Here is a 23982-nt window from a genome sequence, read left to right on the forward strand (position 1 = left end):
TTCAGACTTCCTCGAGCTTCTTCTTGACTTCCTCGGTGTGTCTCTTGGTCTCCTCCAGAGTGTTCCGCAGGTTTGCCAGCTCGAGCTTCAGCTCACCCAGCGTCTTGTTCATCTGGTAAAAGGCGAAGACCATTATCGCTATCAGGATCAGCCCGAGGGTTATAGATATCCATCCGCTCGGAGTCGAGCTGTACGGCATCATCACACCTCCTTCAGGTTTTTCACAATCTCGTTATCGATTATGAGCTTGAAGGGTTTTGCTTTGTAATACTTCTTTGCCCTTGGGTCGTTCGGCTCCAGGCGGAGCTCGCTCTCAACGAGGTTGGCCTTCTCCAGCTTCTTAAGATGGAGATAAAGCAGCTGACGAGAAATCCCTAAGGTCTTGGCGAGCTCGTAAACGTACCACTCCTTCTCGCAGAGCATCTTGAGTATCTTCACCCTGATTGGAGAACTCAGGGCTTCCGCGATCACTGCCAGCTCTTGGATGCTCTCGACCATTTTTCATCACGCCTGGCCTTCCATAGGACAGGAAGTCCTTACATAAGTTGGGAAAGAAAAATAAAAAGCTTTCGAAATCAGCGCTTCAGGAGGGCGTAAAGCAACGCCCCCAGCAGGAGGAGGGGCAGGAACAGGAACGCTAAGCGCGCAAATATGAAAAATATTGCAAATATTCCAAAGCCCCACCACATCCAGCCAAAGCCCCATCCCCGCCTTCCAAACATGGGGCCCCTCATTATCGGTCCTCCAAATCCCCTCGGCATTTTCATCCCTCCAGATAGAGCCATCCAACGATTGTTTCGCCGCAGTCGAGCGTTACTTTGACCCCAAACGGAGTCTGGTAGGCGCTTCCAATGGTGAGCTTTTCAATGGAGCACCCACCTACGACCTTTCCGATGTAGTTTCCGTACTCATCGAGCAGTTTCATCACGGTTCCCCTTGAGGTCTCGTACATCTCGACCCTCACGCGCCTGAGCAGCTTTAGAGCGTCGTCCTTAACTTCCTCCACATCTATCTCCTCAACCGGGAACTCCCCGAACTCAACGAAGTGCCAAACTTTGGCCTCCATATCTAAACCTCCGATTCGATTATAAAAAAAGAAGGAAAGCTTCAGATGGCGAAGCCCATCCTGTGGGCAAAGCCCCCCATCCAGTTCCAAGTGTTCCTGAAGGTGTTGATGATGCCGTCAATTATTCCAGTATCCTGAACCGGCTCCTGCGCGGCGCTTTCCCACATTCCGTGGCCCCTGACAACGTCGCCCATCGGGTTGCCAAAGCCGTGGCTGTTTGCCGAGCTGATGACCTCCTTGTAGTAGTCCTCGCTGACCACCTGCGGCTCGTATGTTACCCCGTAGTTCGCGAGCACGCTCACGAAGCCCCTGAGGTGGTTCTCGCTACCTGCCTTGAGGCTCTCGTAGACCTGGATTATGTCTGCGTTGTCGGTCTTCGCAGTCCACTCCTCCAGGTCAGCTATGTCGGTCTCCTCTATCAATGCCCCCACCTTGAGGGCGTCGATGAGGCTCTGGCTGCCCATCTCGACGAGCTGGTCGTAGAGGGCCTGAAGCTCCGGGTTCGTGAAGACGCCTATTTCGTCGGTGGCCGGGTCGGTAAGGTTGTACTTCTCTATCAGGGCAAGCACGGTGTCAGTGTGCGTCTGCTCGCTCTGGGCTATGTTGTAGAATATTGGCAGTCCATACATCTCATAGAACGTCAGGTAGACGTCCCTGGCGAGCTTCTCCTCTTCTCTCATCCAAAGTAGGCCGTCTATTTCCTCCTGGCTCAGGTCAGCGTAGTAAGTGGTGAGTGTGCTGTCCACGAGGGGCGCGGTCTCTTGGACCGGCATCCTTGGACCGGCCCAGCTCGGCATTGCCGCGACCGCTCCAAAGGTCATTCCAACCAGCAGGGCGAGGAGCCCAACTCCAAACAACTTCATATTTCTCATGTTCTCAGCCCCCTCCATGTGTAAGTCTAATATTACATATGTTGGGGACTTTATAAAGTTTTCGGTATAGATACAGTTAAAAACGTAGCCTTGGGCCCATACATCATGCGGCTCAAGCTGAAGAAAATACTCATCGAGGAGTGGTTGTTTTCTCTCTCGGTCTCTGGCCTAGTCCTGACTTCCTTTGTGGCACAGAGAATCCCCCACTACTCCACCGACGACTTTCAGGTTGTCTTCACACTCTTCGTGTTCCTGGTCATTGTCAACGGCCTACAGCGCGAGAACGTCCTCAGGTTCTTGGCGGCCAACTTTCAGGGGAACTGGGGGGCGGTTAAGCTCGTTGCAATAACCGGGATTCTCTCGATTTTTGTCACCAACGATGTCGCCCTAATAACGATGGTTCCACTTACTCTTGCCATAGACTTCGAAGACGCCGCCCTAGTTGTTATTTTGGAGACGCTAATGGCTAACGCCGTCTCAGCTTTGACGCCCTTTGGCAATCCCCAGAACCTCTTTATCTACTACCACTACAACGTTTCACCCGCCGATTTCGTCCACACTATACTCCCCTTCGTCTTGGTGACGTCTCTTGTTATACTCCTCCTGAGTCTTAGGGTGAGGGCCACTCCTGAGGTTGAGTTCCCTGGGAAGCCGTCTCGGGAGGGATGGATATACGTGGGGATGTTTTTCCTGTTCATAGCTGCAGTCTTGAAGATCGTCCCCCTGTGGGTCGGCGTTATAGTTTTGGGCTACGCCCTCCTTTTCGATAGGAGGAGCCTCAGGGTAGATTACTTCCTTCTCGGCACTTTTCTGGCGTTCTTCGGCTTCACGGACAACGTCTCCCACCTTCTGAGATTTGAGCTGGAGTCCTCTCACCAAACATTCTTCACTGCCGCATTCCTCAGTCAGATAATGAGCAACGTCCCCTCAGCACTGCTCATTGCTGACTTCACGTCCGATTGGAAAGCCCTCCTCTGGGGAGTGAATGTCGGTGGATTCGGAACGCTTATCGCTTCACTTGCAAACCTAATCTCCTACCGCATATACTCATCCCACAGAAATAAAGAAAGGAAATATCTGATACGGTTCCATCTCTACAGCTTTTCATTGTTCCTGCTGGGGATCATCCTGTATCTAGTTATTGAATAGCAGAATCTGGCTACCTGATGACAGCAAGTAAAAAAGGATCAAAAACAAAATTAAACGTCATGGGGCTCCCCCATGGACGGGGAGCTTTCTATGGCCTTTTATATGTGGCTTGCCGCTCATGTAGAGCTCCCTGAGGGTGCTTTCCAGCTTCATCAAGAGGGCACTGGCAGTCTCCACGTCGTTGTTCTCAATGGCGGCCTTGAGCTGCTCAACCAGATTCTCTAATTCCGAGACATCGATCCCGGCCTTTTCTAGGACTTTTATCTGGGCTTCTAGGCGGTGGATTGCTATCTCTGCCCTCCTCATCGGGTCGAACTTCACCTTCATGTTCCACTCCTTTGAGGCTATCCTGATGACAAACTCAGCGTGGGCCTTCGCCGCCGTTGCCTGTCCGTAGGCCCTTCCGTACTTACCTTCGTCATAGGCCTCCTTTGCCCTCTCAAGCTCCTTCTTTGCAAGGTTGAGCATCTTCTCGGCAAGCCACTCCTTCTGCTCCGGGAGCGTCACGTTGGCAAGGAGCTCCTCCGCAGTGGTTATCCTCTCCTCGCTCATGTTGATGGCCTTGAGTGCCATCTCCTGGGTTACGTTGACCTCAACCTCGGTGACGTTGAATGGGGTCTCGTTATCAAAGGCCCCCTCCCTGAGCCTTTCCCTGACCCTCTCCGCAACGCCCTTCATAACGTGACTCCTGATGATGGTCATGTTCTTGGGCCTGAGCTGTATCTTCATCATAACCTTAGTTATGTCGGTGCTGTTGTTGGCGAAGATTATTATCCCGTGAACCTTCAAGGCCTTCCTGAGGGCGACCTCGATTCCGGCAGTGTCGTTGCCCGGAACCACGATGACGCTGTTTTCGAACTTTATCTTGAGCTTCACGGTGGCGTTGTTGATAACGGCCAGGTTGGTCTCGTACCTGTTCGTGCCCCACCAGCGCTCAACTGTGATGTTCAGGCCCCTGAGGTCCTCGACGTACTGGTCAACAACGGCATCGGGGCCGCCAATTATTATGACCTCATCTGGAGCGTAGCTCATTATCTCGGCAGTAACGTTCGGGTCATAAACGCCCCACGTAGTGGTTATAACAACCGCACCTGTCAGATTGGCCAAGTACTCGGCCAGTGCACAGTCTGCCTCGTTGTCGCTGACGAGGATAACAGTTACTGAAGTTTCCCCTGCTGAGACCCTTCCGAACGCCAACGTGGTCGTTATTAGCATCAGACCGAAGAGCAACGCGATGACTTTTTTCCACATCACGGTACATCACCTCGACTGTTACTATGAAAAAGGCCCTATTTAAGCTTTTTTCACGAAATCGTCAGTGTAAATTCATGCTTGTTTAGCTTGGGGCAGTCTTCGTAACTATTTTGCCCTTTATCGTTAAAAAACGTTAGCCAACGTTTATCTATGTTCAACGGCCCTCATCAGCGAAGAGAAAAGAAAAAAGTGCCAGAACATCTCCCGGATTAATGATACAAGCCCGTAGGCGCTGTCGAGCTCACACCTCTTCGAGTATCTTCTCCACCTCGGCGGTCTGTCCCCGAAGATCCGCCGCGGCCTGGTTTATTCCCCTGAGCTCTTCCGTTATGGCCGCGAGGTTCTTGTGCAGGGAGTACATTGAGAACAGAACCACTGCCAAGAGAACGAGCCACAGGGCTATGTTCACGTACTCAACGTAGCCGGGAGTCTCGGAGTAAAAATATTGGGGAATGTAAGGGCCCATCAGCCTTCACCTCCTTCAGCTGTTTCGTTTCCCTCAACTGGGCTGTTTAAACCCAGGAGCTTCTCAATCGCCGCGGCGAGCTCTTCCTTGAAGACCTCCCTGTCTAGGCCGTTCTTGAGCTCGATGGTCTCAAGGAGTTCGTCGGGCTCTGCTTCGATACCATAGTCTTCCTTCAGGACTCTGGCCAGCTCGTCCGCAGGGACGCCGTAGAGGTCCGCGAGCTGTTGTAGCGTATAGCTCTTGAGCATCGTTCCGGTGATTTCAACGTAGGTGTATGTGGTGTTGATGGTCTCGTTCGGGAGGTAGTCCAAGTAGTCGTAGGTGACCTCAGTGTCTTCCGTGTTCTCTTCCTCTACGATCAAGGTGCCGTAAGCGTAGAACCCCGCTGCCAGGAGGGCGAACACGAGCAGCAGCGCAGCGATGGGCTTCCACTTAGTCTTCCTAAAGCCCATCCTGAGCATGGTTATCATGCTCTTGAACCCTATTATCAGGTGAGCCGCCACGAGACCTACCATGGCAAAGCCGAAATATGTGTGGATGTTGGTCCACGTGTCCTTGTCAAGCCCTAGGAAAGTCCAGCCCAATGTATCCGCTATCCTTCCAGAGGGTGCTAAATACAGGGCTATTCCAGAAATGGTGATCACTATAAAAACAACCGTTAGTGCGAGGTCTATTATTCCCCTAAGCCAGGCCGGGGCCGCTTTCCACTTCATCAACGGCACCTCCCCTTGCATTTTATGGTTCCGAGAGTGGGAATTGCTGGAGTTTCAATGCGGAAACCTCTGTCAGGGAGCATTCCTTTTGCCTTCAATATTAATCTCATACGAATCACCACATATGTAACTTCAAAATTACATATGACAGCCCCATTTAAAAAAGTTTCGGTAGGCCGATTAACCAATTGAATACTTTAATATCCAAACCTTAAAAGAGTAATCCCCGCAGAATAAATGGAGAGAGCACAGAATCAGGGAGAGACGTAGTAGTACTCTCCCATTTCCTTCTGCTCCCTGTCCTTGACGCTTCCTTCCTTGTTGGCCCTCGGCCTTCCAGTATCCGGATCGCGTCTGAAGGTTACTCCTACACTAGCCAGGAAGCGGTTCATTCCCTCGCGCATTCCCGTCGGCGGCAGAGCCTTACCGTACTTGCCAGGCTCTCCCTCGAAGACCATTATCCTGTCGCTTATGTAGTCTATCATGAGGACGTCGTGCTCGACTACCAGGGCAGTCTTTCCTTCCTTCTCCATGAGGTGCCTTATCGCCCTTGATACAGCCAAGCGCTGCTCGACGTCGAGGTAAGCCGAGGGCTCGTCGAGCAGGTAGAGGTCGGCATCGCGTATGAGCGCCGCGGTTATGGCGACCCTCTGCAGTTCTCCACCGCTCAGCTCGTTCACCTGCTTATCGTAGAGGTCTGGAATGCCCAGCGGGTTTAACAGCTCGGTCTTGTAGAAGTTGCTGAGGAGCTTTGAGGCGTCGATCTTGCTCAGGAGGTCGTAAACCGTTCCCTCATAGTCTGCCTTGATGTACTGGGGCTTGTAGCTGACCTTGAGCTCCCAGTCGACCTCGCCCTCTGTGGGCTTCTCCACTCCGGCCAGCATCTTCACGAAGGTGGTCTTACCGATACCGTTCGGGCCGACGATGCTGACAACTTCACCCATGTAGAGCGTCCCCGGCTCGGCCTCCAGTCTGAACCCACCGTAGTCCTTGACGAGGCGCGGATACTCAACGAGTATCTCGCCCGCCTGGCTCTGCCTCTCGCTGGACTTGGTGAAGCGTATCTCGTAGGGTCTGAATCTAACGTTCTCGTCTCTCAGGTAACCCCTGAGGAACTCGTTGATGCCGTTTCTCGTTCCCTTCGGCTGGGAGAAGATACCATAAGCGCCAGGCTTACCGTAGACGACGTGGATTATGTCGCTCAGGTAGTCGAGAACCGCCAGGTCGTGCTCGACAGTTAAGACGGCCTTTCCTGAGTCGGCAAGCTTCCTTATTATCCTCGCGACCTTGAGACGCTGTCGTATATCGAGGTAGCTGGAGGGCTCGTCAAAGAAGTAGAAGTGTGCATTCCTGAGCAGAGCCGCGGCTATTGCAACCCTCTGCAGCTCACCACCGCTTAGCTGGTCTATGTTCCTGTCGAGGACGTTCCTGAGCTCGAGCTCATCAACAACTTCATCGAATGCTCCAATCTCGTCTGCCCTCTTGAGTAAGTCCCTCACCTTGCCCTTCACTGCCTTGGGGATTAAATCGACGTACTGGGGCTTGACAACGGGTCTAATCTCTTTGTTTTTCAGCCTCTCAAAGTATGTCTGGAGCTCGTTGCCGCGGAAGGCCCTAATAACGTTGTCCCAGCTGTCGTTGTCGCCGCAGAGGTTCGGGAGGAGCTGGCCAGCGAGTATCTTGACCGCGGTGGTCTTACCCGTTCCGTTCGGCCCGAGGATTCCGACGACCATACCGTCCTTGACGACTGGCAGTCGGTAGAGGACGAATGCATTGACGCCGTAGCGGTGGACGCAGCCTTCCTCAAGCTCCTTGGGGAGGTTCACTATCGTTATCGCGTTGAATGGGCACTTGTGGACACAGATTCCACAGCCCGTACAGCTCGCTTCCTGTATTATCGGCTTGTAGTTATCTTCGTCTATTATTATGGCCTCACCGCCCATTCTATTCACTGGACAGACCCTCTCGCACAGGAAGTGACCGCACTTATCTGGGTTGCACTTCTCATAATCGATGACCGCGATTCTCATTCTCACCACCGCCCTACCCTACTGGGAAGGCCTTTAAAAAGTTGCGACGTAGTTCAACCCATGAGCATATTCGAGGCCCTCAAAGACCTCAAAGGCGAGATAGCCCACGTAAGAGTTTTTCCACCGAGGGAAGGTGATTTCTCGGATTTCCGGTTCAACCACCGTGAGGTAAATGCCCTCCTCAACGAGCTGGGCTTCACCCTCTACCGTCACCAGGTCGAGGCGCTGGAGAAGCTCTACTCCGGCAAAAACATCGTGGTAACCACTCCAACCGCGAGCGGAAAGAGCGAAATCTTCAGGCTTGCCATCTTTGACTCCTACCTCTCGAATCCTCGCGCAACGTATCTTCTCATTTATCCCACCCGCGCGCTTATCAACAACCAGTATGAGAAGTTCTCGCTCGAAGCCTTCCACTTCTTCAGGCTCACAGAAAAGATGCCGACGGCGAGTATCTTGACTGGCGACGTCCCGTGGGAGGAGAGGAGAAAGATACTCCGCGAGAAGCCGAACGTGATATTCACGACCCCCGACATGCTCCACTACAACGTCCTGAGGCGGTGGCGGGACTACGAATGGCTCCTGCGGAACCTCCGCTACCTCGTCGTTGATGAACTCCACACCTACCGCGGCGTCTTCGGCAGCAATACTGCCTACCTCTTCCGCAGGCTGGCCTTCAGGCTGAAACGCCTCGGAGTTAAGCCCCAGATAATAGCCCTCTCCGCGACGCTCAGGAATCCGAGGGAGTTTGCCGAGAACATATTCAAAACCAAGTTCGAGGTCGTGGGAGAGGCCACAAACCCCTTTCCGAGGAGGTACCTAATCCTCTTCGAGCCGAGGAACCTCGACGAGAGACAGCTCCTCAGGGCGGTCGTCGAGAGGCTGGCGGGGAGAGGAATCAAAACCCTTGTCTTCTTCGACTCGCGGAAGGGCACCGAGAAGCTCCTGCGCTTCATGCTTGGCTCCCCAGTTTTCACGAAAACGAGCACCTACAAGGGAACACTGCCAAAAAACGTCCGCTGGGAAATAGAGCGGGACTTCAAGGAGGGAAGGCTTTTAGTTCTACTCACCACGAACGCCCTCGAGCTGGGAATAGACATCGGAGATTTGGACGCAGTGATAAACTATGGCATCCCACCGGACGGCCTCTTCTCGCTCATCCAGCGCTTCGGCAGGGCTGGGAGAAAAGCGGACAGAGAGGCTATCAACGGTATCGTCCTGAGGAAGAACGGACTCGACTATTACTACAAGGAGCACGTGGATGAGCTCGTCGAGAAGCTTGAGAAGGGCATAATCGAGTATATGCCCGTCAACCTGAGGAACGAGCACATAGCGAAGAAGCACATCCACTACCTCCTCACCGAGGTCGGAGTGGTTGAGTGGGATGAGCTGGACGAGTTCGAGAGGAAGGTTGCGGAAAAGCTCGTCATCGAGAGGCTCGCCTCACTCAGAAAGAACCCCCTGACTGGAAAGCTCGAGGTCAGGCCCCTGAGGCCAGCTCTTAGTTATTCCTCACTTAGAACGGCGAGCGACGAGAGCTTCTTCCTGCTCATAGACGAGCCCTGGATAAGAGCCAAGCTCGTGGAAAAACGGGACATTGGCGAGCTTCTCCGCTTCATTAACTGGCTCAAGCTCAAGGGCTACGTAATTGAGGAGGTTGATACGGCCGAGTACCACCGCTCCCTCCTTCCGGGTATGGCCTACTTCTCGAGGGGAGAGCTCTACATGGCGAAGGACCGATTGAGCCTCGGCAAGTTCCACTTCGTCTTTGCCAAGAGACTCAACCGCCTCTGGGACGTTGAGACCTTCGCGAGCAAGAGGGAGGATATCGAGGTGCTCGAAGTTTACGAGAGCAAGTCTTACAAGGGGGCCGAGGTTCACCTGGGCAGGCTTAGGGTCAGGCACGTTTACACGGGCTTTGCGGTTAAGGGCAGGGACGTTGGAAACTACGCCGCCGAGCTGGTGAAGCTCAGGGAGGAGGGAATCCTCCGCGGGAAGATACACTCTCCTGTAAGCGGCCAGAGGGTTGAAACTGAGGAGGACTTCTCCATACTCAACTGGGAACGCTTTGCCAGAGTCGAGTTTGAAAAACCCTTGGAGTGGGAGTTTGAGACCGAGGGAATATGGCTCGTCTTCCCGGACTGGATTCGGGAAATTCCCCACGAGGAGTTCAGCGAGTTCTTCAGGGTGGCGGTGGAGAAGGGGAAAGAAAACATCGCCTTCGCCCTCTACGAGAACCTCGACAGGAGGAAGCTCTTCCCCGAGCTGTTAGGAGCGACGAGCCACTACATCAGGAAGGCGATTGATGATGCCCTCCAGCGCTTCAACATTCAAGACGAGGAGCTCGCCTTCGCGATAAAGAAGATGGTGGACAGCAAGGACGGGGTAGGCTCTGCGTTACACGCCATAGAGCACAATATGATAAAGATAGCCCCAATCTTCACCTACGTGGATTCGAGGGAGCTTGGCGGCTACAGCTACGCGAGCTTTCCTAATCCACCCCACGTAGGGAAGCCAGTGGTGTTTATCTACGACGGCAATGAGTTCGGCGCTGGGCTGGCGCCAATACTCTACGAGAACGCCGAAAAACTGATGGAGAAGAGTTTAGAGCACCTGAAGGGCTGCGAATGCAAAGACGGCTGCCCCGTCTGCGTTCTCTCGCCCAAGTGCGGCACCTTCAATGAGTTCCTCGATAAGTGGATGGCGATAAGGGTGTGGGAGAGATTGCTTAAACAACCCAACAAAGGGCAAGATTTTTAACTCCAGATGGTCACTCCCAGCCCATGACCGTGCAGAGCACCCCTAGACCCGAGACGTACCATGTAATCTACAGCCTTGTGGACCGTGGAAGGTTCGAAGAGGCCCTCGCCAAGATACGGGAACTCCCTCCGGACTATGTGAGCGAAGAACTGGCCACCCTTGTGGTCGAGATTGCAGCGGACTTCGCCCGGCGGGGCGATCTTAGGAAAGCACTAGTCGTGGTGGACATCCTGGTGGGGGACTCCGTCGATTGGGCGAGATGGCGCGTTTTCAAGGAGTATCTGGATTCGTGCAGTCCGGAGAGAGCGGAGACGTCCTTTGAGAGACACCACGTTCTTATAAAGCCGGAGAGTAAGGTGGAGGTTCTCCTGGACATTGCGAGGTGTGCCGGAAAAGAGAACTCAAAGCTTGCCCGTGACGCGCTGATGCTGGCCCTCCAGTGGGCGAGGCACATAAAGGGACGTTCAAACAGGGACTGGCGGCTGGAGATGGTTATAAACACTGCGTGTGACCTTGAGATGTGGGATATCGTTGCAGAGGCCTGCCGGGCCATGAGCGGAAAGGGGCGAAGAGAGGTCATAGATAGGCTCTTTCCCGAGGAGCTGGAGAAAGGGGTAACCACCTGTCGGGAATTCGCCGAGACCCTGAAGAGGCGCTATGAATCGGCGGAGGAAAACGCCCTCGACCTTGTCATAGAGGCCCACTTGAAGTATGAGAAGGAAATCCTGAGATCGCGGGGAGTGAATCCTTACCTGTACAAGCTGAAGGCAGTAAAAACTGAAGAAGGGGTTACGTTCTACGCCGTTAGAAGACCCCTTACGGTGGCACTTGCCAGGTACCTGTTGGACAGAGTGAGGCGGCTCCTGAGTCTAAACGCTCCTCATGAAGAGGGGCCTTAGTCTAACCCTCCCGCGCGTCTTTTCGGTCAGAAGCTCCATCAGCGGTTCGGCCTCACCCTTCCGCGTCTCCACGATGAACTTCACCAGCTCACCGTAATCCTCGCCAACTACCTTCCCGCCGTTTCCCTCGACAGTCTCCCTGACGGCCTGGTAGAGATTGTAGGAAAAGACAACCTCAAAGCGCTCCGTCTCATAGACTTCGACTATTCCTGCATTTTCTATGGCCAGACTAGCTGCTTCGCTGTAGGCCTTGACCAAACCACCGTAGCCGAGCTTTATTCCCCCGAAGTAGCGCGTAACTACAACAACCACGTTGCTCAGGCCTTTGTTCTGGATGACCTTGAGGACGGGCTTTCCAGCAGAGCCCTTAGGCTCGCCGTCGTCGTCATAGCGGACAGCAAAGTTCTTCCCGTCGTTTATCAGATACGCCGAGACGTTGTGGGTGGCGTCGCTGTGGTGGGCCTTTATCTTCCCTATGAAGGATTTTGCTTCCTCCTCCGAGCTGGCAGGTGAAGCGTAGCCTATGAAGACGGACTTCTTAACGACTAACTCGGCCGTGCCTATGCCTTTTAGCGTTCTGTACATGCCTCACCCTCTCAGCGTCGCGATGAGCTTCTTCTCGTTGAGGAGCATAGCTATCGCATCTTTGACATCGGTAACCACGATATCACTCGCGAGGAGGGCGTCTATTGTGGCCCCCTCTGGACCTATGACGCAGAAGGCCAGCTCGGCGCTCTCCAGCATCGCCACGTCGTTGTTTCCATTACCGATGGCTATGTAGGAGCCGTAGCTCATAGCTTTTTGGAGCTTCTCGCTCCCGTCTTTAACTCTCTCAACCCTGACGGGGAGGCCTTTGAACTCTTCCTCCAGCGTCCCGAAGGTGTCCGCACTTAGTATTACAACGGTGTACCTGTCGGCAAGCCTCTCCAGGAGGTGCTTTACCTCATCGTCCACTTTTCCATCCGACCCAAGGGTCCCGTTGAGGTCGAACACCACAGTTTCAGCTTTTATTTCGCCGTAGCCCGGAATTTCCATTGATATCACCACTGTAACTTTGCCAGGAGGATTTTTAAGGTTTGAACCCCAAGTGGCCCATAGCGGGGTGGGGGCGACCAATTCGAGGGGGTGTTCCGTATTAATAGCGAAAGAGTTAAATATCTCACCACTGGAGGGAATACCATGTTGAAAGTGCGAGAGCTTGTCAATGACTGGGAGGTTCTCGTTAGGCTAAACTCGTTCTTTCTGAGCTACTTCGGATGGCTCTTATTTGGACTTGCCTACGGCTTTCTTGGCAGGTATAGCGTTGATTTGACCGATTATCTCTTGAAGCTTCCGTTCACCTCCAGGGATTTCGTGGTTGGCCTTGTGGGGTTTACAAAAAGTGTTCCTCTCATATACTGGCTCCTTGAGGCAGTTTATTACCTGGGCTTCTCAGGGTCAATCGCTCTCGTCGTTGCATATCTACTCCTTTACAAAAGGGATCTGGAGGCATCGGACGAGCTCTTTATTCGATATCTGCTCTCCTATTCCGTGGCTGGGGTGATATACATCCTCTTCCATGTCCACGCACCACATCTGGTCTACAACCTTCCAGGCTACATATCCGAGAACAACTATCTGACGAGGCAGGAGTTCGTTCTGCCTTCTCTCCACAACACCTTCGCCATGGTGAACATAATCACCCTCTGGAAGTACAGAAAGGAGAAGACAGGCGCAGCGATCATAGCCATCAACTCGTTAATACCCTTTGCCACGCTCCTCCTCGGCCACCACTGGATTTATGATATAGTCACGGGAATGCTCCTTGCGGGAATCGTTTCAAGGCTCACCGTGGGCTATTCTCCAAAGCTCCCTGCCATCCTGTGCAGGCTGGAGCTCTCTTATCTGAAACGGCTGACACTGGTCAGTTTCTTCATCGGCGTCATCGCCCTCTTCCTCGCTGCCGACCCTCAGCACTGGAGCCAGCTCGTCGACAATCTCTTTGGGACTCCCTGAGAAAAACTTATAAAGGTCTCCGAAGCCCTTAACATCGGGTGCCGGGGTAGCCTAGCTCGGCAGGGCGGCGGACTCGTAATCCGCAGGTCGCGGGTTCAAATCCCGCTCCCGGCTCCACAACCATCCTTCCCACTTCTCAGACCATTTCTCAATTGAAAGCCTCATCAAAACGGCATCCTCAATGAAACGGCTCCTGTTATACGTTGCCTGATCGAGAAGTTCGATGACCTGCGGACTAAGCGTGATGTGAATTGGTATACGAGTTCTCTTAGGCTTCTTTTTGGCCATTTCAAGGCCCCCAAAGGCTCCTTTTTGTGTGGCCACACGTGGCCACATGTAGCCACACTGAAATACTGAGTGTCCGCAGGATATAGCCATTGCGGTCATGGTCGTCACCTCAGATCTCGCCGGCCCTCCACAGGTTGTAGAATTTTGTCAGCGTGTTCAGCTTCTCAACGAATTCCCACGAGAGGTTGAGCCTGTTTGAAGTCCTGGACACTATCCCGAGCTGAATGAGCGTCTTCTTGACTATGCTCCAGTCCTTCCTCAGCTTTGCGGCAGGGTAGCCCCTCTCGCGGAGCTCCTTCTCGATGAGCTTGTTTATCCTGGTCTTCGTGATCTCCCCCTCGTCGAACTTGTTCAGGAGCTCGTGGTACTGCTCAAGCAGGTCCTGCTCGCCGAGGTATTCGAGGATGACCTCAAGCCAGTCTTCAGTGTAGGTCTCCCTCTTCTGCCTCAGCCGCTCGAGGAGGGCTTCAGCTATGCCTATGCGGTGCTCGTCGTCATCGAAGATTAGCTCAAGGAAGTTGTAGAGGCCCTTGAGCTTGAACTCGTTCTCGGGCAGGGCTATTTTGGGCTTCATGGGCTCACCCCACTCACGGTTTTTGTGAGCATGGTGAGGCTTTCGGGAGTGTTTGGTGTGTGGGCTTTATCACTCGTAAATGAGGGCCCGTATTCACGGAAAGTGTGAGCTAGGAAAGAGGCCGCACCCGGTGAAACCGAAATCCCGCTCACGGATTTCGTGAATACGTCAACACTCATACGAAAGTTAACGTTTAGCTCCATATGTCCCTTCCCTCCTCGCTGTACTTGTAGAAGAACTCGTCGAGGGCCTTAAGCAAGTCCCTCTTCACCCGCTCGACTTCTCGCTTGTAGCAGTCAGCATGATAGTATTTTGAGAACCACGGGCCGAATTGTCCTCTTCTGAAAGTAAGCACATAAGCCTCCGAGCCTGCCGGAATCTCCCTCTTGCAGGCTTTACAGACGTGCGGCTCTTTTGTCTTGACCTTCTTTATTCTGACAAGCTGACGGTAGTTCACGAAGCCAAAGAGGTATGCTAGCGGGATACCAAGATAGTCCCTGACGTATGTGGGGAGGTATGACCAGCGTCCCAACTCCTCACTCACGGCCATCACGCTCCTCCTTTTCTTCTTCAGAGTGCACGTAGCGGAACCACCACGTGTAATACTCCTCAGTAATCCCCACCCCCTCCATTCAAACCACCTCAAGCGCGAGTTGCTTTGAATGGATCTCAAACAGGTTGTCGAGGTTCGCCACCCACTTCGAGAGAACCCGCTCAATCTGCTCCTGAATCGAGATGCCCTCCTGCCAGTTCTTCCTGATGTGGTACCTGTACGCGAGGCTGTCTGCCGAGTAGAGCGCGTCCCAAACGTCCTTGTACTTCAGAACGCCGAACTTGATGCCAAAGCCGTGCAGTCGATATTTCCGAGGGAGTTCCTTGCGGATTGCGAGGATGTACTTCCGGATCTGCTGCTCCCGCCCGCGCCGGCACATTGTGCCGAGGCCGATGAGTTCAGTCAGGAGGCCGTGCTCCCTCATGTAGTCCAGCATCCAGAGGTAATCGTCAAGCGTCCAGCCCTGAAGCACCGCGACAAAGCGAGGCTTGAGCTTGGGATAGTAGTCGTCGAGGAGATCCATGATTTTGAGTTGGTTCTCGATCGTCTTCATCTGGTTCTCCCGCACAGTCACACCCCACTTCTCGCGAACCTGAGGCTCGTTTGGGTAGTCTCTATTGGCGAAGAAGTCGGCCTTGACGCGGTAGACATAGCGGAGGTAATTGAGATGGCTGTCAGGGTACTCTCTGAGCTTGAAAAAGAAGCTAAAGCCGCCGCTGTCGACGAAGAGCTTGCCGCGGTTGCGCGGGATTGGCCTGACCGCAGTCGCGTAGTTGACCATGACATTGAACTTGCGTGGAGCGAAGCTCTCTATCGCCTTTCTTGCCGAACCGTCAGCGACTCCGAAGAAGAACAATTCCACGCCCCGTCACCTCCCCCACAGCAGGAACCTGAGCGTCTCGGGCAGCTCCTGAGCGGGAACGCGGATCACATCATCGAGATGGACGAACGCGTAGTAATCATGAGCCGAGCCGTGCCCGTACCAGTCGAAGCTCACCGGCGTGTTCGCCGCGTTCCAAACGAGGAACTCCTGCCCAAGGTTAACGAGGTAGTAGAAGTCAATACCCGCCTGCAGCGCGAACATCCTGTGCCCCTCGTACTGCTTGCCGTTCACCTTGACCTTCCCATTGACCAGAGCCGAGCGTGGGTTCATGTTCTTCAGCTCGAAGCCAGTGAAACGGAAGCCCTTGACGCCGCGGCGGTTGAGGTACTGGATGATGAGGCTGTCGACATCAGTCACGTACATATGCACGTCCAGGCCCTTCCTGGCCTTCTGGAGCGCCCGGCTGAAGTGGACGCGGTTCTCAGCGTCCCGCATGAGGCGCTTGAAATAGGTGAAAGCGTCGTCAATGCTGAGAGCGTCCTGATAAACGAAAGCCGTGCGGGAGGCCATCAGGTCCCCACCTCCTCGGGCTGGATGACGATCTCCTCCACTTCGAGCTCTTCTTCCTCAGACTCTTCGGGCGCCTCCTGGTACCTCAGCACTTTGAGAACCTGCTCTTTCCTGTCCCACCACACATCGCTGAGCTCGCCAAGCTTCTCCTTGATGCGCTGGTATTCCTCGTAGCTCACCTTCTTGCGGAGCTTGACCTTGTAGACGCGGCCGGAGACGTAGACCTTCGTGGGCACGGGCAGCTCCTGAAGGGCCTCCTCGAGCCGCTCAAGCGGGAGCACGTTCATGGCGTTCTCGGGCAGGTCGTCGTCATCGATGAGGACCTGCACCTTCCTCGCGTGCCAGGCCGCGAGGGCCTCCTCGAGCTTGACCTCAAGCTCCTCAGGGAGAGAAAGAGAGCGGACGGTCAAGCTCTCACCCCCCACGCGGCAAGGGTGGCCTGGCCGGCCTGAGCAGCCTTCCCGGCGGCGCGGCGCTGAGCCTCTCGGTCAAGCAGCTCCTTGAACTCCCCGAAAGCCTGCTCGTACGTGACCTCCTCGAGGAAGGCCACTTCCGCGTTCACGAGGAAGCCCCTGCGGTAGGCGTCAGCGAGGGGCATTATCTCGAAGCGGCTGCCCTCGGGCAGCTCCTCGCCGTAGTGCTTGACGAAAAAGTGGGCCAGGGCCGCGCGGGCTGCAGTCTTGAGATCCTTCGCGATGACCAGGTACTCCTCGCCAATTCCCGAGAAGTACGCGTAGAACTTCATGCTCCCGCCTCCTCTGTGAGTTTGTCACGTTCTTCCTCCTTCAGGTATCTGTGAAAGATGACGACTACTCCTTCCGCGTTCGGGTGAATTCTGAACGACAACTCGTGCTTCCTCGCGAATTCCACGATTCTCTGAACGTCCTCGTCAGAAATTGAGTGCTCGTACTCTGCCACGAGCAGCTTCTCGTATATGAATGAGTCGATCCCAACGTAGATCCTGTTTGCATCGAGCGCATGTCTTGCCTCCCACAACAGGCGGCACAAGTCACTCATGCCACCATCCCCTCCCTCGCTATTGCGAGCGGGCCGTCCCTCCAGACTTCCCTCCTGCGCTCGAGGTCGTCCAGGAGAGCGCGGGCGTCCTCAACGCGGATGTTCAGCTCGCGGGCGAGCTCATCCGGACGCTTCCAGCCCTCGCGGAGAAGTTCGAGAGCCTTCACGCGGAGGTGGCCCCAATCTCGCATGCTCCCACCCTCCTGAGCCGCTGTAGGACCTCGTTGATGGTCTCCAGGCGGCCGTTCCAGTACGCCACCTTCTCCCCGTCACCGCGGAGAATGTAGTCGAACCGCCTCTCCTCCGCCCTCTTCTTCTCGGCCTCAAGCCACGCTACCACGTCCTCAAGGCTCTCCTGCGGGCGGGCCTGCTTCACTTCCTCCGCAACCCAACTCCAGAAATTGGCTTCCGACTCAGACATCGGCCTTCACCTCCAAGGGGCGGGCATACTGCCCGGCGTTCAGGATGCGCGTGAGAACCTGGCGAAGGTTAGAAACGAAAGCCTCATTCCAATCCGACTCGTGCTTCTCCAGAACTGCGAAAGCCGCGCGGCGCGCGTCGGCCGGATCAATATCCTGGAAAGTCCTCTCCAAACGCGGTGGGACCTTCTCCTCAATGAACTCCTTCGCCTTCTTGCCCTGCTTGGTGGCGATATAATTCATGTACTCGTGATAGATGACCTCGAAAGCCATCTCCAAGTAGCGCTCGGCAGCGGGGCCAGACTTGAGCGGCTTGACTTCGGGGATCTTCTCCTTCACGGCCTCACCCACGGCCAAGCCCTTTGCAGCCTTCAGCGTGTCCCCGCGGTAGAGCTCGTAGTCAATGATGTCCGCTACCTGGCGGTCCTTCGGGCGGACGAGGACCCAACCATGGAACTCCGTGGCGATGTCCTTCGGGTAGAACCTGGCCGGCCAGGTGTTGCGCTCGTTCTTCCTGACGACAAAGGCCAGCTTCATGAGGTCCTTGATCTTGCCCTCATCGCGGAGGCCGAGGACCTCGGCACAGAGGGCCTTCCAGCTGACGCCTTCCCTCGCGTGCTTGGCGAGTTCCTTCAGCTTGAGCGCGTCCTGGTATGACCTCACGGAGCGGCCCTGCTTGAGGGCCTCAATCTCAAGTTCGAGCCTCTCTATCCTGGCGAGGAGTTTCTCGCGCTCCTCAAGAAGGGCCTGGTTTTCCTTTTCGAGCTGCTTGATATACTCTTCTTGGTGCTTGACTTTCGCAATAAGCTCCATAACGTCCAACTTGACATGACGAAGCATCCAATGGAACCACTCGGCCCGCGAGAGGCCCAACTTGAGGCGCTCTTCCTCGGCAAGCTCATAATCCTCCTGAGGTATGTCAGCCCTCCACTGCACAAGCGGGCTGTTCCATTTCCTTGGACGTCCAGGGCCCCTCGCGGGAATTCTCATAGAAATCACCTCTGGCTTTTGTAAGCACCCCACATGTCGAGAACGAGCTCTGGCCAGGAGATGCCGCGGCGCTGCTTCTCTTCCTCCATCTCCTTGTAGACATCATAAGGGATCCATGCCTCGAACCTCTTCACAGGACCTTCATACTTGCGAGGCCTTCCGAGCCTTCCCACCTTTATCACCTTACGAGATTTTTTCCCGTACGAGAATATTTCTCGTAAGATAGTAAGCACTTCAAATATAAAAGATTTTTGTGGGCATAATTGTGGCAAAATGCACAGCGTTGGTTTTTTGGATAGAAAAATTCTGGCAAATTACGAGCTAAAACAGTAAATCGAAATATTTTATCGGCATATTAATTCAGTTCTCCGAAAATCAGCCACGAGCATGGCGCAAAGAACCATAGAAGCTTTTAGGTTGTTCCTATAATCCTAATTAATTATAAGTACTTAATATTAAACTCAAACAAAAACATAGGTGAAATGTTCCATGCTTTGGTCTTCTGGAAGCTTGTCCTCTGGCTTTAGCTCGGACCATTTCCCCACGCTTTGCATCTTGGTCATCAACTGCTTACCTTTTTCACTTACAAGTTCATCGAATTTGTGAAATCCATAAAGAACAACTTCAACGATGTCTTTCTCTTTTAGGCCAAATTGTTTTTTCAGATCTGATGGCAGGAATATTAATCCCTTGGTGCCAAGTCTCGTAATGAGGTAAGCTTGCCGGAGTATCCGAATTTCCCGCCTATCATGATCAATCTCGATTTTTCTGACAACAACTTCTATGTAATCGTTCTTTGTAAGATTAAGAGCATCCCGTATGGGTTTAGGAATGGCTATCCTGCCTTCTTTGTCGAGTCGTGCATGGAACTTAGCCAGTGGCTCGATGATTTCTTTGCTTTCTTGGCTCACTGTCTCGCCCCCGGTGGCGAATTTTGAAGGGTGTAAACACTCGTGCACGAGCGTGCACATTATCAGTTGTTTATTGGTTGTTTAATAAATAAGGTTTACCGTCATTATTACGGCATTTTGGCGTCGAGACTTTCTCCAATGGCCCGGAATATTTCCAGTCCTAGCCGAAACTTTCTTATAATCCCCCGTAATAATTACGTAAGTAATTAATCCGAACGGTGATGCTCATGGGGCTCGGCGACTTCCTTAAGAAAGTTGGTGACGCTACTAAAAGGGCCATGGATCGCGCTGCTAAGGAAGCAAAGTATCGTGCCAAGGCACTTGAAATAAAAAGAGAAATTTCTGCCGCTGAACAGTCTTTTAAGCGTGAAATGAAAAAGCGGGCATTTGAGGCCAAACGAGAAATTCTTTCTCAGCTTAAGATGAGGCAACTTGAGGCCGTCTGTGTTGCTAAGGGGATCCCCACTTATCGCACAAAAATTGTCAATGGCGAGAAAAAGCGGTACAAAATCAGGAACAAGGAAGAGCTTATTGATGTAATGGCCTCTAAAATGACTCTTGAGGAAGTCGCCGAAGTGGCCAAGAGATATAAGGTGAAGTCCAGACACGTTATTCAGCAGTTCAACAAGTGGCTCGAAGACGCGAATGCGGCTTTAATGGCCTTGAAGAAACAGAAACAAAGAGAACTCGACGAGTACAAAGCTACGCTCTTTGGAGCAGAGGCAAACGAAGTTGAGACTATTGAGCTTGAGGAGGAGACTGAGGCGTCCCTTAGAGGAGTAGAGACTCTGGATGAGGAGGAAGAATTTTCTGCCTCTCACGAGCTTGACATTCTGGACATCCTACTGGATTTTGAGCCCGAGACCGTCAGAGATGAAGAGGATCTAGAGAAGCAGCTTTACCAGTACCTCCGTGCGAGGCTTGGAAGCCAGGTCCAGAGGCAAGTTCCCGTTGGAGATCAGAAAATTGACATAGTCATAGGAAATGGGGTTGGAATCGAGATTAAGATCGCGGAGAGCAGGAGCAAGCTCCAGCGATTGGTTGGGCAGGTTCTGGATTATGTTGAATACTTTGACGAGGTCATTGCAGTAATCCTCGACGTTGGGGCTAACGTGGACATTGACAGTTACATAAAGAAACTTCGGAGACTCGGTGCCGAGGTCGTGGTTCTGGAAGGAGACATTAGGAGAAAAGGCCGCTCTCGGGAGATTATAATTCAGGATGCAAGGAGGAAGATAATTATTCGGTAATCTCTCAATAATGTGGAGGTAGTATATAGAATGTGGAGAGCGTTTGACACAGTCCTTCAACGCAGAGTAACTGCGAGTGAGGCCGTAGAGTTGGTTGGTGAATCCGCGGAGGCCCGCAATAAGGCATATAAAGAAAAACGCTTTGTGTGCCCGGCCTGCGGTATGGAGGTCTCTCTCCGGCGTAGCCGGGCCGGGCGTTGGTATTTCTCCCATGTAGCCACGAAGAACGGTTGTGAGTACTACTATTGGTCAGAAAAGGAAGAGTGGGCAGAGGAAATCCATGACGAGTTTAAGCAGTGGTTGGCAGAGAAGCTAAGATATAGGGGCATTGATGCGGAGATTGAGAAGATAATGACATTTGAGAACTACAAACTAATTCCAGATATATACTATGAGGTAGGTAGGAAGAAGATCGCGATTGAAGTCGTGGTTAATTCTCCTCGGACCAAGGATGATATCATTGAAAAGTCGCGGAGGTACGCGGATCAGGGAATCTATGTGTGGTGGATTTTTTACTGGAAGTACAAGCGGAGGGAGGATGGCCTCACCTTATTAGATATAGCTAAAGCCGACTTGGATAAGCAGAGAATTACTAAGCGAATGTTTCGGAAGGGTAGCGTCTATAGGTTGATTCATGCAATCCACCAAGGAAGGATCTTTTTCTTTGATGATGTGTCTCCTCCTTCCGGGGATGAATACTCGATAGTGGCCGTACACCTGTTGTGGGAGGGGTCAAACAATTCGTTGGTCGGAATTATGCCATGGGTTCTCAATTATTCGAAGCCGTTCCATCTGTACTTGGACTTGAGAGACGTGCCTCAAGTGAAACTCTACCCTGAGGACGAGATTATACAAGGTCCTTTCAAGATTGCCCTCCCACCAACCACGCCTCATCAACAAGTTGCGGTAATCGGGTATAGTTTTGAGCTTCGTCTTTATGGGCAGGTATTAGCATTAACTCTGAGAATTGGCAAGGGAATTGCACATAGGTATTATCTGGAGCGTAGCCTTAAGAAAGGCGTGCCGTATACTTGGGGCGTGATTCTTCAACCGTTTGGAAATAACAAGTGGTTGGGATCCATCTCGTGGCCTCCGCTCGATATCTCCGAAATTACATCGACTGACGATGTTGTCAGGCACTCTCGGCACGTATTTTGGGAGTTGATAAAGTCTGTCTATGCGCGAAGGGGCATTCCTAAGTTCATATACAATCTTCCAGTATTAGTTTGGAATCCCGATACAAAGCAAGGGTATTATCTTGGCAAGAGTCTTGGGAAAGTCATCGAGGGAGGTTTCGAGCTAAGGCTTTCTGAGAAAGACATAAACTATCTGCAAGAGGTGTTAAAACATAGTCGCTTTCGTCTTCCCTATGCAAAACCAAGACGTCCTCGCTCCCGCGCTGCCAGGGGCTGAGGAAAGCAAACGGCCGCCCGCCGAGGGGCGGTAGCACATTTTGTGTTCTATACGTATCTTTCGTACGGTTCTACTCATAAGGTTTACCGTGTTGCATTATGCCATATAGCAGTTCGCCGTCGCTAAGGTCCTTGCTGGCTTATAAGTCGCGTGAGCAAAGTAAAATTAGAACACGAGATGCGAGGGTAATAATTACGCAAGTAAATTATTTAAGGGTAGCGGAAGATTTCGGGGAGGGTGTCAAATGCTGCGACCAGTGAGGGTACAATTAGATACTATTGAACGTCCTGTGATTGTGGAGTTCATGAGCAAAGAACATGTGTCCCGGATGCAGTCCTTCGACTGTGGTGTAGATGGAGATGAACAGACGGAGTTTGCTCAAAAAGAGGCGTGGGACACACATAGACGTTGTCTTTCTACTGTCTTTATTGTCCATGACAAAGAGGAGAATATCATCTCGTACTTTACACTGTCTCCTTTCATCGTTAGCCTTAAAATCAAGGATGATATGAGTGATGATAAGAAGAGACTTGTTGAGGAGCTTAGGGCTAAGTTAGAGGAGCTTCTCGGCATGGATATTAAGTACACCTCGGTGCCTACTATCCTTCTTGGTCAGTTCGGTCTTCAAAAGGAGTACCGGGGTAAAGGAGTCGGGGGAGAAATTCTGTCGAAAATTATACTTCCGTATGCTGTTTTCTATGCAGCCACTATTGGAGGGGTAGGACTGTCGCTTCACGCAAAGAAGAAAGTTGCTAAGAAGTTCTATCTAAAGAAAAGTCCTTTAGCAGAAGGATTCCAGGTTATCTCGAGAGGCGGAACATACGAGTTATTCTATCCATTTGTAGATGAGGTCCAGAAGTTTAGGATTGAGCTAATTAAAAGATCCAGAACTACAAAGTGAAATTAACGGCCTCATATGAGGCCGGCGATAGCCAGGGCTCTCTTAACGGTATCTTCTACTTCTTTGGGGTCTCGCTCTTTAGCTTTCTCAAATGCGCTCACGAAATTCTGGAGCTCCTCTGGGGTCTCCAGTATGAGTTCGTAACCATCAAACTTAGCCATTTCTCTCACCGTTGTTTCCTTACGGACGGAACTATATAAAGGTTATGCCGAACGCTATCTCATTAACAGGATTTACCATCTGTCTCTGGAATTTTGCGTCGTTGCGTTTTATTCGAGCTTTTTGACCGTTTTCCAATTCTGAGAGGCGAAACCTTCTTATAGTTTGAAGTAAAAATTCCAGTTTGCTAACAGAAAATATGGGGGGTCCTTGAATGAGGGATCCAGTTTCAGAGTTTGTGGATGCTTTTAGGGACGTCCTAATTGGAGCCGTCTTGGGAATAATGTTTTCAGTGTTTTACAAGGTTGCGCTTCAGTTAGGTATGTCAACGGCTCTCATTGTCTCAGTTTCGGCAATGGCTGATATTGCAGGCATATTATCATTGACTCAAGAGAGCTTAAAAATTCCCCTCGCGTACCTAGTAATGAGAATTTTTGGATACATATTCGCGATTAGCATCCTCAAAGATTCTGGATTGCCCATTGCTCCGGCAATCATGAACTTAGCCATATTGGTAGTGGCTTTGATACTCAGAGTATATTACATGAGGCAGGGATAAAAAGAAAAAAATCAACCCGTCACGACTTTCACTATTTTTCAGTTCTTGTCCTGACTATTGGATTATTGTTTTTTAAATAAGTACATATCTAGGTTTTTGGGAACCTCTGTGAAGTCACTCCGCATAGCTATAGAGATGCTGGTAGCAAGTCTCGAGGTGGAGGCTGAGGATATCTCTCCTCTTGAGCTGGCCATTATCCTCTTGTTCTTCATCATTCTTTTTCTTCTTTCTTTATATATGACTAAGTAGCCCGTTCAGGATGCACAGTTTTCTTATTACTTTTGAGTGCACATCAAGAGCATTGCCGAATGTGAGCGGGTAGTCTCCCACTTAAGGTAATGGAGTTATGTGGTT

General features: G+C 52.2%; 32 protein-coding genes and 1 tRNA gene. 9 read left to right on the plus strand and 24 right to left on the minus strand.

Features of this window, described 5'->3' with window-relative positions; translation table 11 throughout:
- Position 1 precedes the first annotated feature (1 nt).
- The 5 genes from E3E23_RS00435 to E3E23_RS00455 form a co-directional block, all read right to left on the minus strand.
- A complete protein-coding gene (locus tag E3E23_RS00435) occupies positions 2-199 on the minus strand; it encodes a hypothetical protein (RefSeq protein WP_068667465.1) in 198 nt (65 codons plus the stop codon).
- Between the two features lie 2 nt (positions 200-201).
- Positions 202-498 (minus strand): winged helix-turn-helix domain-containing protein, encoded by a 297-nt coding sequence (locus tag E3E23_RS00440; RefSeq protein WP_068667069.1) that lies wholly within the window; start codon positions 496-498, stop codon positions 202-204.
- Positions 499-575: 77 nt separating this feature from the next.
- Positions 576-767 carry a hypothetical protein gene (locus E3E23_RS00445; protein WP_240920703.1) on the minus strand — a complete coding sequence of 64 codons (192 nt, stop codon included), beginning with the start codon at positions 765-767 and terminating at the stop codon, positions 576-578.
- Positions 764-1066: a hypothetical protein gene (locus tag E3E23_RS00450; protein ID WP_167905599.1), complete on the minus strand. Its 303-nt coding sequence runs from the start codon at positions 1064-1066 to the stop codon at positions 764-766. Before E3E23_RS00450 ends, E3E23_RS00445 begins: the two co-directional genes overlap by 4 nt.
- A 41-nt stretch (positions 1067-1107) precedes the next feature.
- Positions 1108-1938, minus strand: a complete 831-nt coding sequence (locus E3E23_RS00455; RefSeq protein WP_167905600.1) for a DUF2202 domain-containing protein — start codon at positions 1936-1938, stop codon at positions 1108-1110.
- Between the two features lie 105 nt (positions 1939-2043).
- Here E3E23_RS00455 and E3E23_RS00460 point away from each other — a divergent pair, with 105 nt between their 5' ends.
- The gene (locus E3E23_RS00460; protein ID WP_167905601.1) at positions 2044-3087 is read left to right on the plus strand and encodes an SLC13 family permease; all 1044 of its coding nucleotides are present in this window, start codon (positions 2044-2046) and stop codon (positions 3085-3087) included.
- 57 nt (positions 3088-3144) lie between these two features.
- Here the strand turns inward: E3E23_RS00460 and E3E23_RS00465 are convergent, their stop codons facing one another.
- The 4 genes from E3E23_RS00465 to E3E23_RS00480 all read right to left on the minus strand — a co-directional run bounded on the left by E3E23_RS00465 (position 3145) and on the right by E3E23_RS00480 (position 7550).
- Entirely contained in the window at positions 3145-4338 is a 1194-nt protein-coding gene (locus E3E23_RS00465; RefSeq protein WP_206205614.1) for a cell wall-binding repeat-containing protein, read from the minus strand.
- Positions 4339-4582: 244 nt separating this feature from the next.
- A complete protein-coding gene (locus E3E23_RS00470; RefSeq protein WP_167905603.1) occupies positions 4583-4807 on the minus strand; it encodes a hypothetical protein in 225 nt (74 codons plus the stop codon).
- On the minus strand, positions 4807-5520 hold the full coding sequence (locus E3E23_RS00475; protein WP_167905604.1) for a DUF4405 domain-containing protein: 714 nt from the start codon (positions 5518-5520) through the stop codon (positions 4807-4809). The genes E3E23_RS00470 and E3E23_RS00475 overlap by 1 nt, the downstream gene beginning before the upstream one ends.
- A gap of 254 nt (positions 5521-5774) precedes the next feature.
- The gene (locus tag E3E23_RS00480) at positions 5775-7550 is read right to left on the minus strand and encodes a ribosome biogenesis/translation initiation ATPase RLI (protein ID WP_167906483.1); all 1776 of its coding nucleotides are present in this window, start codon (positions 7548-7550) and stop codon (positions 5775-5777) included.
- A 60-nt stretch (positions 7551-7610) separates the two neighbouring features.
- On the opposite strand from E3E23_RS00480, the gene E3E23_RS00485 reads away from it, so the two are divergent.
- Positions 7611-10307: a DEAD/DEAH box helicase gene (locus tag E3E23_RS00485; protein WP_167905605.1), complete on the plus strand. Its 2697-nt coding sequence runs from the start codon at positions 7611-7613 to the stop codon at positions 10305-10307.
- Positions 10308-10330: 23 nt separating this feature from the next.
- Positions 10331-11206 carry a hypothetical protein gene (locus E3E23_RS00490; RefSeq protein ID WP_167905606.1) on the plus strand — a complete coding sequence of 292 codons (876 nt, stop codon included), beginning with the start codon at positions 10331-10333 and terminating at the stop codon, positions 11204-11206.
- On the opposite strand, the gene E3E23_RS00495 is transcribed toward E3E23_RS00490, so the two are convergent.
- Both E3E23_RS00495 and E3E23_RS00500 read right to left on the minus strand, forming a co-directional pair.
- Positions 11177-11791 carry a YigZ family protein gene (locus E3E23_RS00495; RefSeq protein WP_167905607.1) on the minus strand — a complete coding sequence of 205 codons (615 nt, stop codon included), beginning with the start codon at positions 11789-11791 and terminating at the stop codon, positions 11177-11179. The genes E3E23_RS00490 and E3E23_RS00495 overlap by 30 nt on opposite strands.
- 3 nt (positions 11792-11794) lie before the next feature.
- Complete coding sequence (locus E3E23_RS00500; protein ID WP_167906485.1) at positions 11795-12241, minus strand: HAD family hydrolase; 447 nt, start codon at positions 12239-12241, stop codon at positions 11795-11797.
- A 144-nt stretch (positions 12242-12385) separates the two neighbouring features.
- On the opposite strand from E3E23_RS00500, the gene E3E23_RS00505 reads away from it, so the two are divergent.
- Both E3E23_RS00505 and E3E23_RS00510 read left to right on the plus strand, forming a co-directional pair.
- Positions 12386-13201, plus strand: coding sequence for a phosphatase PAP2 family protein (locus E3E23_RS00505; RefSeq protein WP_167905608.1), 816 nt, complete (start codon positions 12386-12388; stop codon positions 13199-13201).
- A 40-nt stretch (positions 13202-13241) separates the two neighbouring features.
- A tRNA-Thr gene (locus E3E23_RS00510) sits at positions 13242-13318 on the plus strand.
- A gap of 280 nt (positions 13319-13598) precedes the next feature.
- Here E3E23_RS00510 and E3E23_RS00515 read toward each other — a convergent pair.
- From E3E23_RS00515 to E3E23_RS00570, 12 genes are all read right to left on the minus strand, one after another.
- Complete coding sequence (locus E3E23_RS00515) at positions 13599-14063, minus strand: hypothetical protein (RefSeq protein ID WP_167905609.1); 465 nt, start codon at positions 14061-14063, stop codon at positions 13599-13601.
- Between the two features lie 193 nt (positions 14064-14256).
- The gene (locus E3E23_RS00520; protein WP_167905610.1) at positions 14257-14613 is read right to left on the minus strand and encodes a hypothetical protein; all 357 of its coding nucleotides are present in this window, start codon (positions 14611-14613) and stop codon (positions 14257-14259) included.
- An 82-nt stretch (positions 14614-14695) separates the two neighbouring features.
- Positions 14696-15478 carry a hypothetical protein gene (locus tag E3E23_RS00525; protein ID WP_167905611.1) on the minus strand — a complete coding sequence of 261 codons (783 nt, stop codon included), beginning with the start codon at positions 15476-15478 and terminating at the stop codon, positions 14696-14698.
- A 6-nt stretch (positions 15479-15484) separates the two neighbouring features.
- A complete protein-coding gene (locus E3E23_RS00530) occupies positions 15485-16009 on the minus strand; it encodes a hypothetical protein (protein WP_167905612.1) in 525 nt (174 codons plus the stop codon).
- On the minus strand, positions 16009-16419 hold the full coding sequence (locus E3E23_RS00535; protein ID WP_167905613.1) for a hypothetical protein: 411 nt from the start codon (positions 16417-16419) through the stop codon (positions 16009-16011). The genes E3E23_RS00530 and E3E23_RS00535 overlap by 1 nt, the downstream gene beginning before the upstream one ends.
- Complete coding sequence (locus E3E23_RS00540; RefSeq protein ID WP_167905615.1) at positions 16416-16754, minus strand: hypothetical protein; 339 nt, start codon at positions 16752-16754, stop codon at positions 16416-16418. Before E3E23_RS00540 ends, E3E23_RS00535 begins: the two co-directional genes overlap by 4 nt.
- Entirely contained in the window at positions 16751-17026 is a 276-nt protein-coding gene (locus E3E23_RS00545) for a hypothetical protein (protein WP_167905617.1), read from the minus strand. The genes E3E23_RS00540 and E3E23_RS00545 overlap by 4 nt, the downstream gene beginning before the upstream one ends.
- Positions 17023-17217, minus strand: coding sequence for a hypothetical protein (locus tag E3E23_RS00550; RefSeq protein ID WP_167900532.1), 195 nt, complete (start codon positions 17215-17217; stop codon positions 17023-17025). Before E3E23_RS00550 ends, E3E23_RS00545 begins: the two co-directional genes overlap by 4 nt.
- Complete coding sequence (locus E3E23_RS00555) at positions 17190-17447, minus strand: hypothetical protein (protein WP_167905619.1); 258 nt, start codon at positions 17445-17447, stop codon at positions 17190-17192. Before E3E23_RS00555 ends, E3E23_RS00550 begins: the two co-directional genes overlap by 28 nt.
- On the minus strand, positions 17440-18435 hold the full coding sequence (locus tag E3E23_RS00560; RefSeq protein WP_167905621.1) for a hypothetical protein: 996 nt from the start codon (positions 18433-18435) through the stop codon (positions 17440-17442). The genes E3E23_RS00555 and E3E23_RS00560 overlap by 8 nt, the downstream gene beginning before the upstream one ends.
- 5 nt (positions 18436-18440) lie before the next feature.
- On the minus strand, positions 18441-18608 hold the full coding sequence (locus E3E23_RS00565; RefSeq protein ID WP_167900535.1) for a hypothetical protein: 168 nt from the start codon (positions 18606-18608) through the stop codon (positions 18441-18443).
- Between the two features lie 288 nt (positions 18609-18896).
- Positions 18897-19406 carry an AbrB/MazE/SpoVT family DNA-binding domain-containing protein gene (locus E3E23_RS00570; RefSeq protein WP_167905623.1) on the minus strand — a complete coding sequence of 170 codons (510 nt, stop codon included), beginning with the start codon at positions 19404-19406 and terminating at the stop codon, positions 18897-18899.
- 161 nt (positions 19407-19567) lie between these two features.
- Here E3E23_RS00570 and E3E23_RS00575 point away from each other — a divergent pair, with 161 nt between their 5' ends.
- The 3 genes from E3E23_RS00575 to E3E23_RS00585 all read left to right on the plus strand — a co-directional run bounded on the left by E3E23_RS00575 (position 19568) and on the right by E3E23_RS00585 (position 22910).
- Entirely contained in the window at positions 19568-20596 is a 1029-nt protein-coding gene (locus tag E3E23_RS00575; protein WP_167905625.1) for a hypothetical protein, read from the plus strand.
- A 12-nt stretch (positions 20597-20608) separates the two neighbouring features.
- Positions 20609-22009 carry a competence protein CoiA family protein gene (locus tag E3E23_RS00580; protein ID WP_167905627.1) on the plus strand — a complete coding sequence of 467 codons (1401 nt, stop codon included), beginning with the start codon at positions 20609-20611 and terminating at the stop codon, positions 22007-22009.
- A 244-nt stretch (positions 22010-22253) separates the two neighbouring features.
- Positions 22254-22910, plus strand: a complete 657-nt coding sequence (locus tag E3E23_RS00585; RefSeq protein WP_240920704.1) for a hypothetical protein — start codon at positions 22254-22256, stop codon at positions 22908-22910.
- Positions 22911-22921: 11 nt separating this feature from the next.
- Here the strand turns inward: E3E23_RS00585 and E3E23_RS00590 are convergent, their stop codons facing one another.
- Positions 22922-23080, minus strand: coding sequence for a hypothetical protein (locus E3E23_RS00590; RefSeq protein ID WP_167905629.1), 159 nt, complete (start codon positions 23078-23080; stop codon positions 22922-22924).
- 203 nt (positions 23081-23283) lie between these two features.
- Between E3E23_RS00590 and E3E23_RS00595 the strand changes: the two genes are divergently transcribed.
- On the plus strand, positions 23284-23628 hold the full coding sequence (locus E3E23_RS00595; RefSeq protein ID WP_167905631.1) for a hypothetical protein: 345 nt from the start codon (positions 23284-23286) through the stop codon (positions 23626-23628).
- The last annotated feature ends 354 nt before the right edge of the window (positions 23629-23982 follow it).

The organism is Thermococcus sp. CX2 (assembly GCF_012027555.1).
GTDB lineage: Archaea > Methanobacteriota_B > Thermococci > Thermococcales > Thermococcaceae > Thermococcus.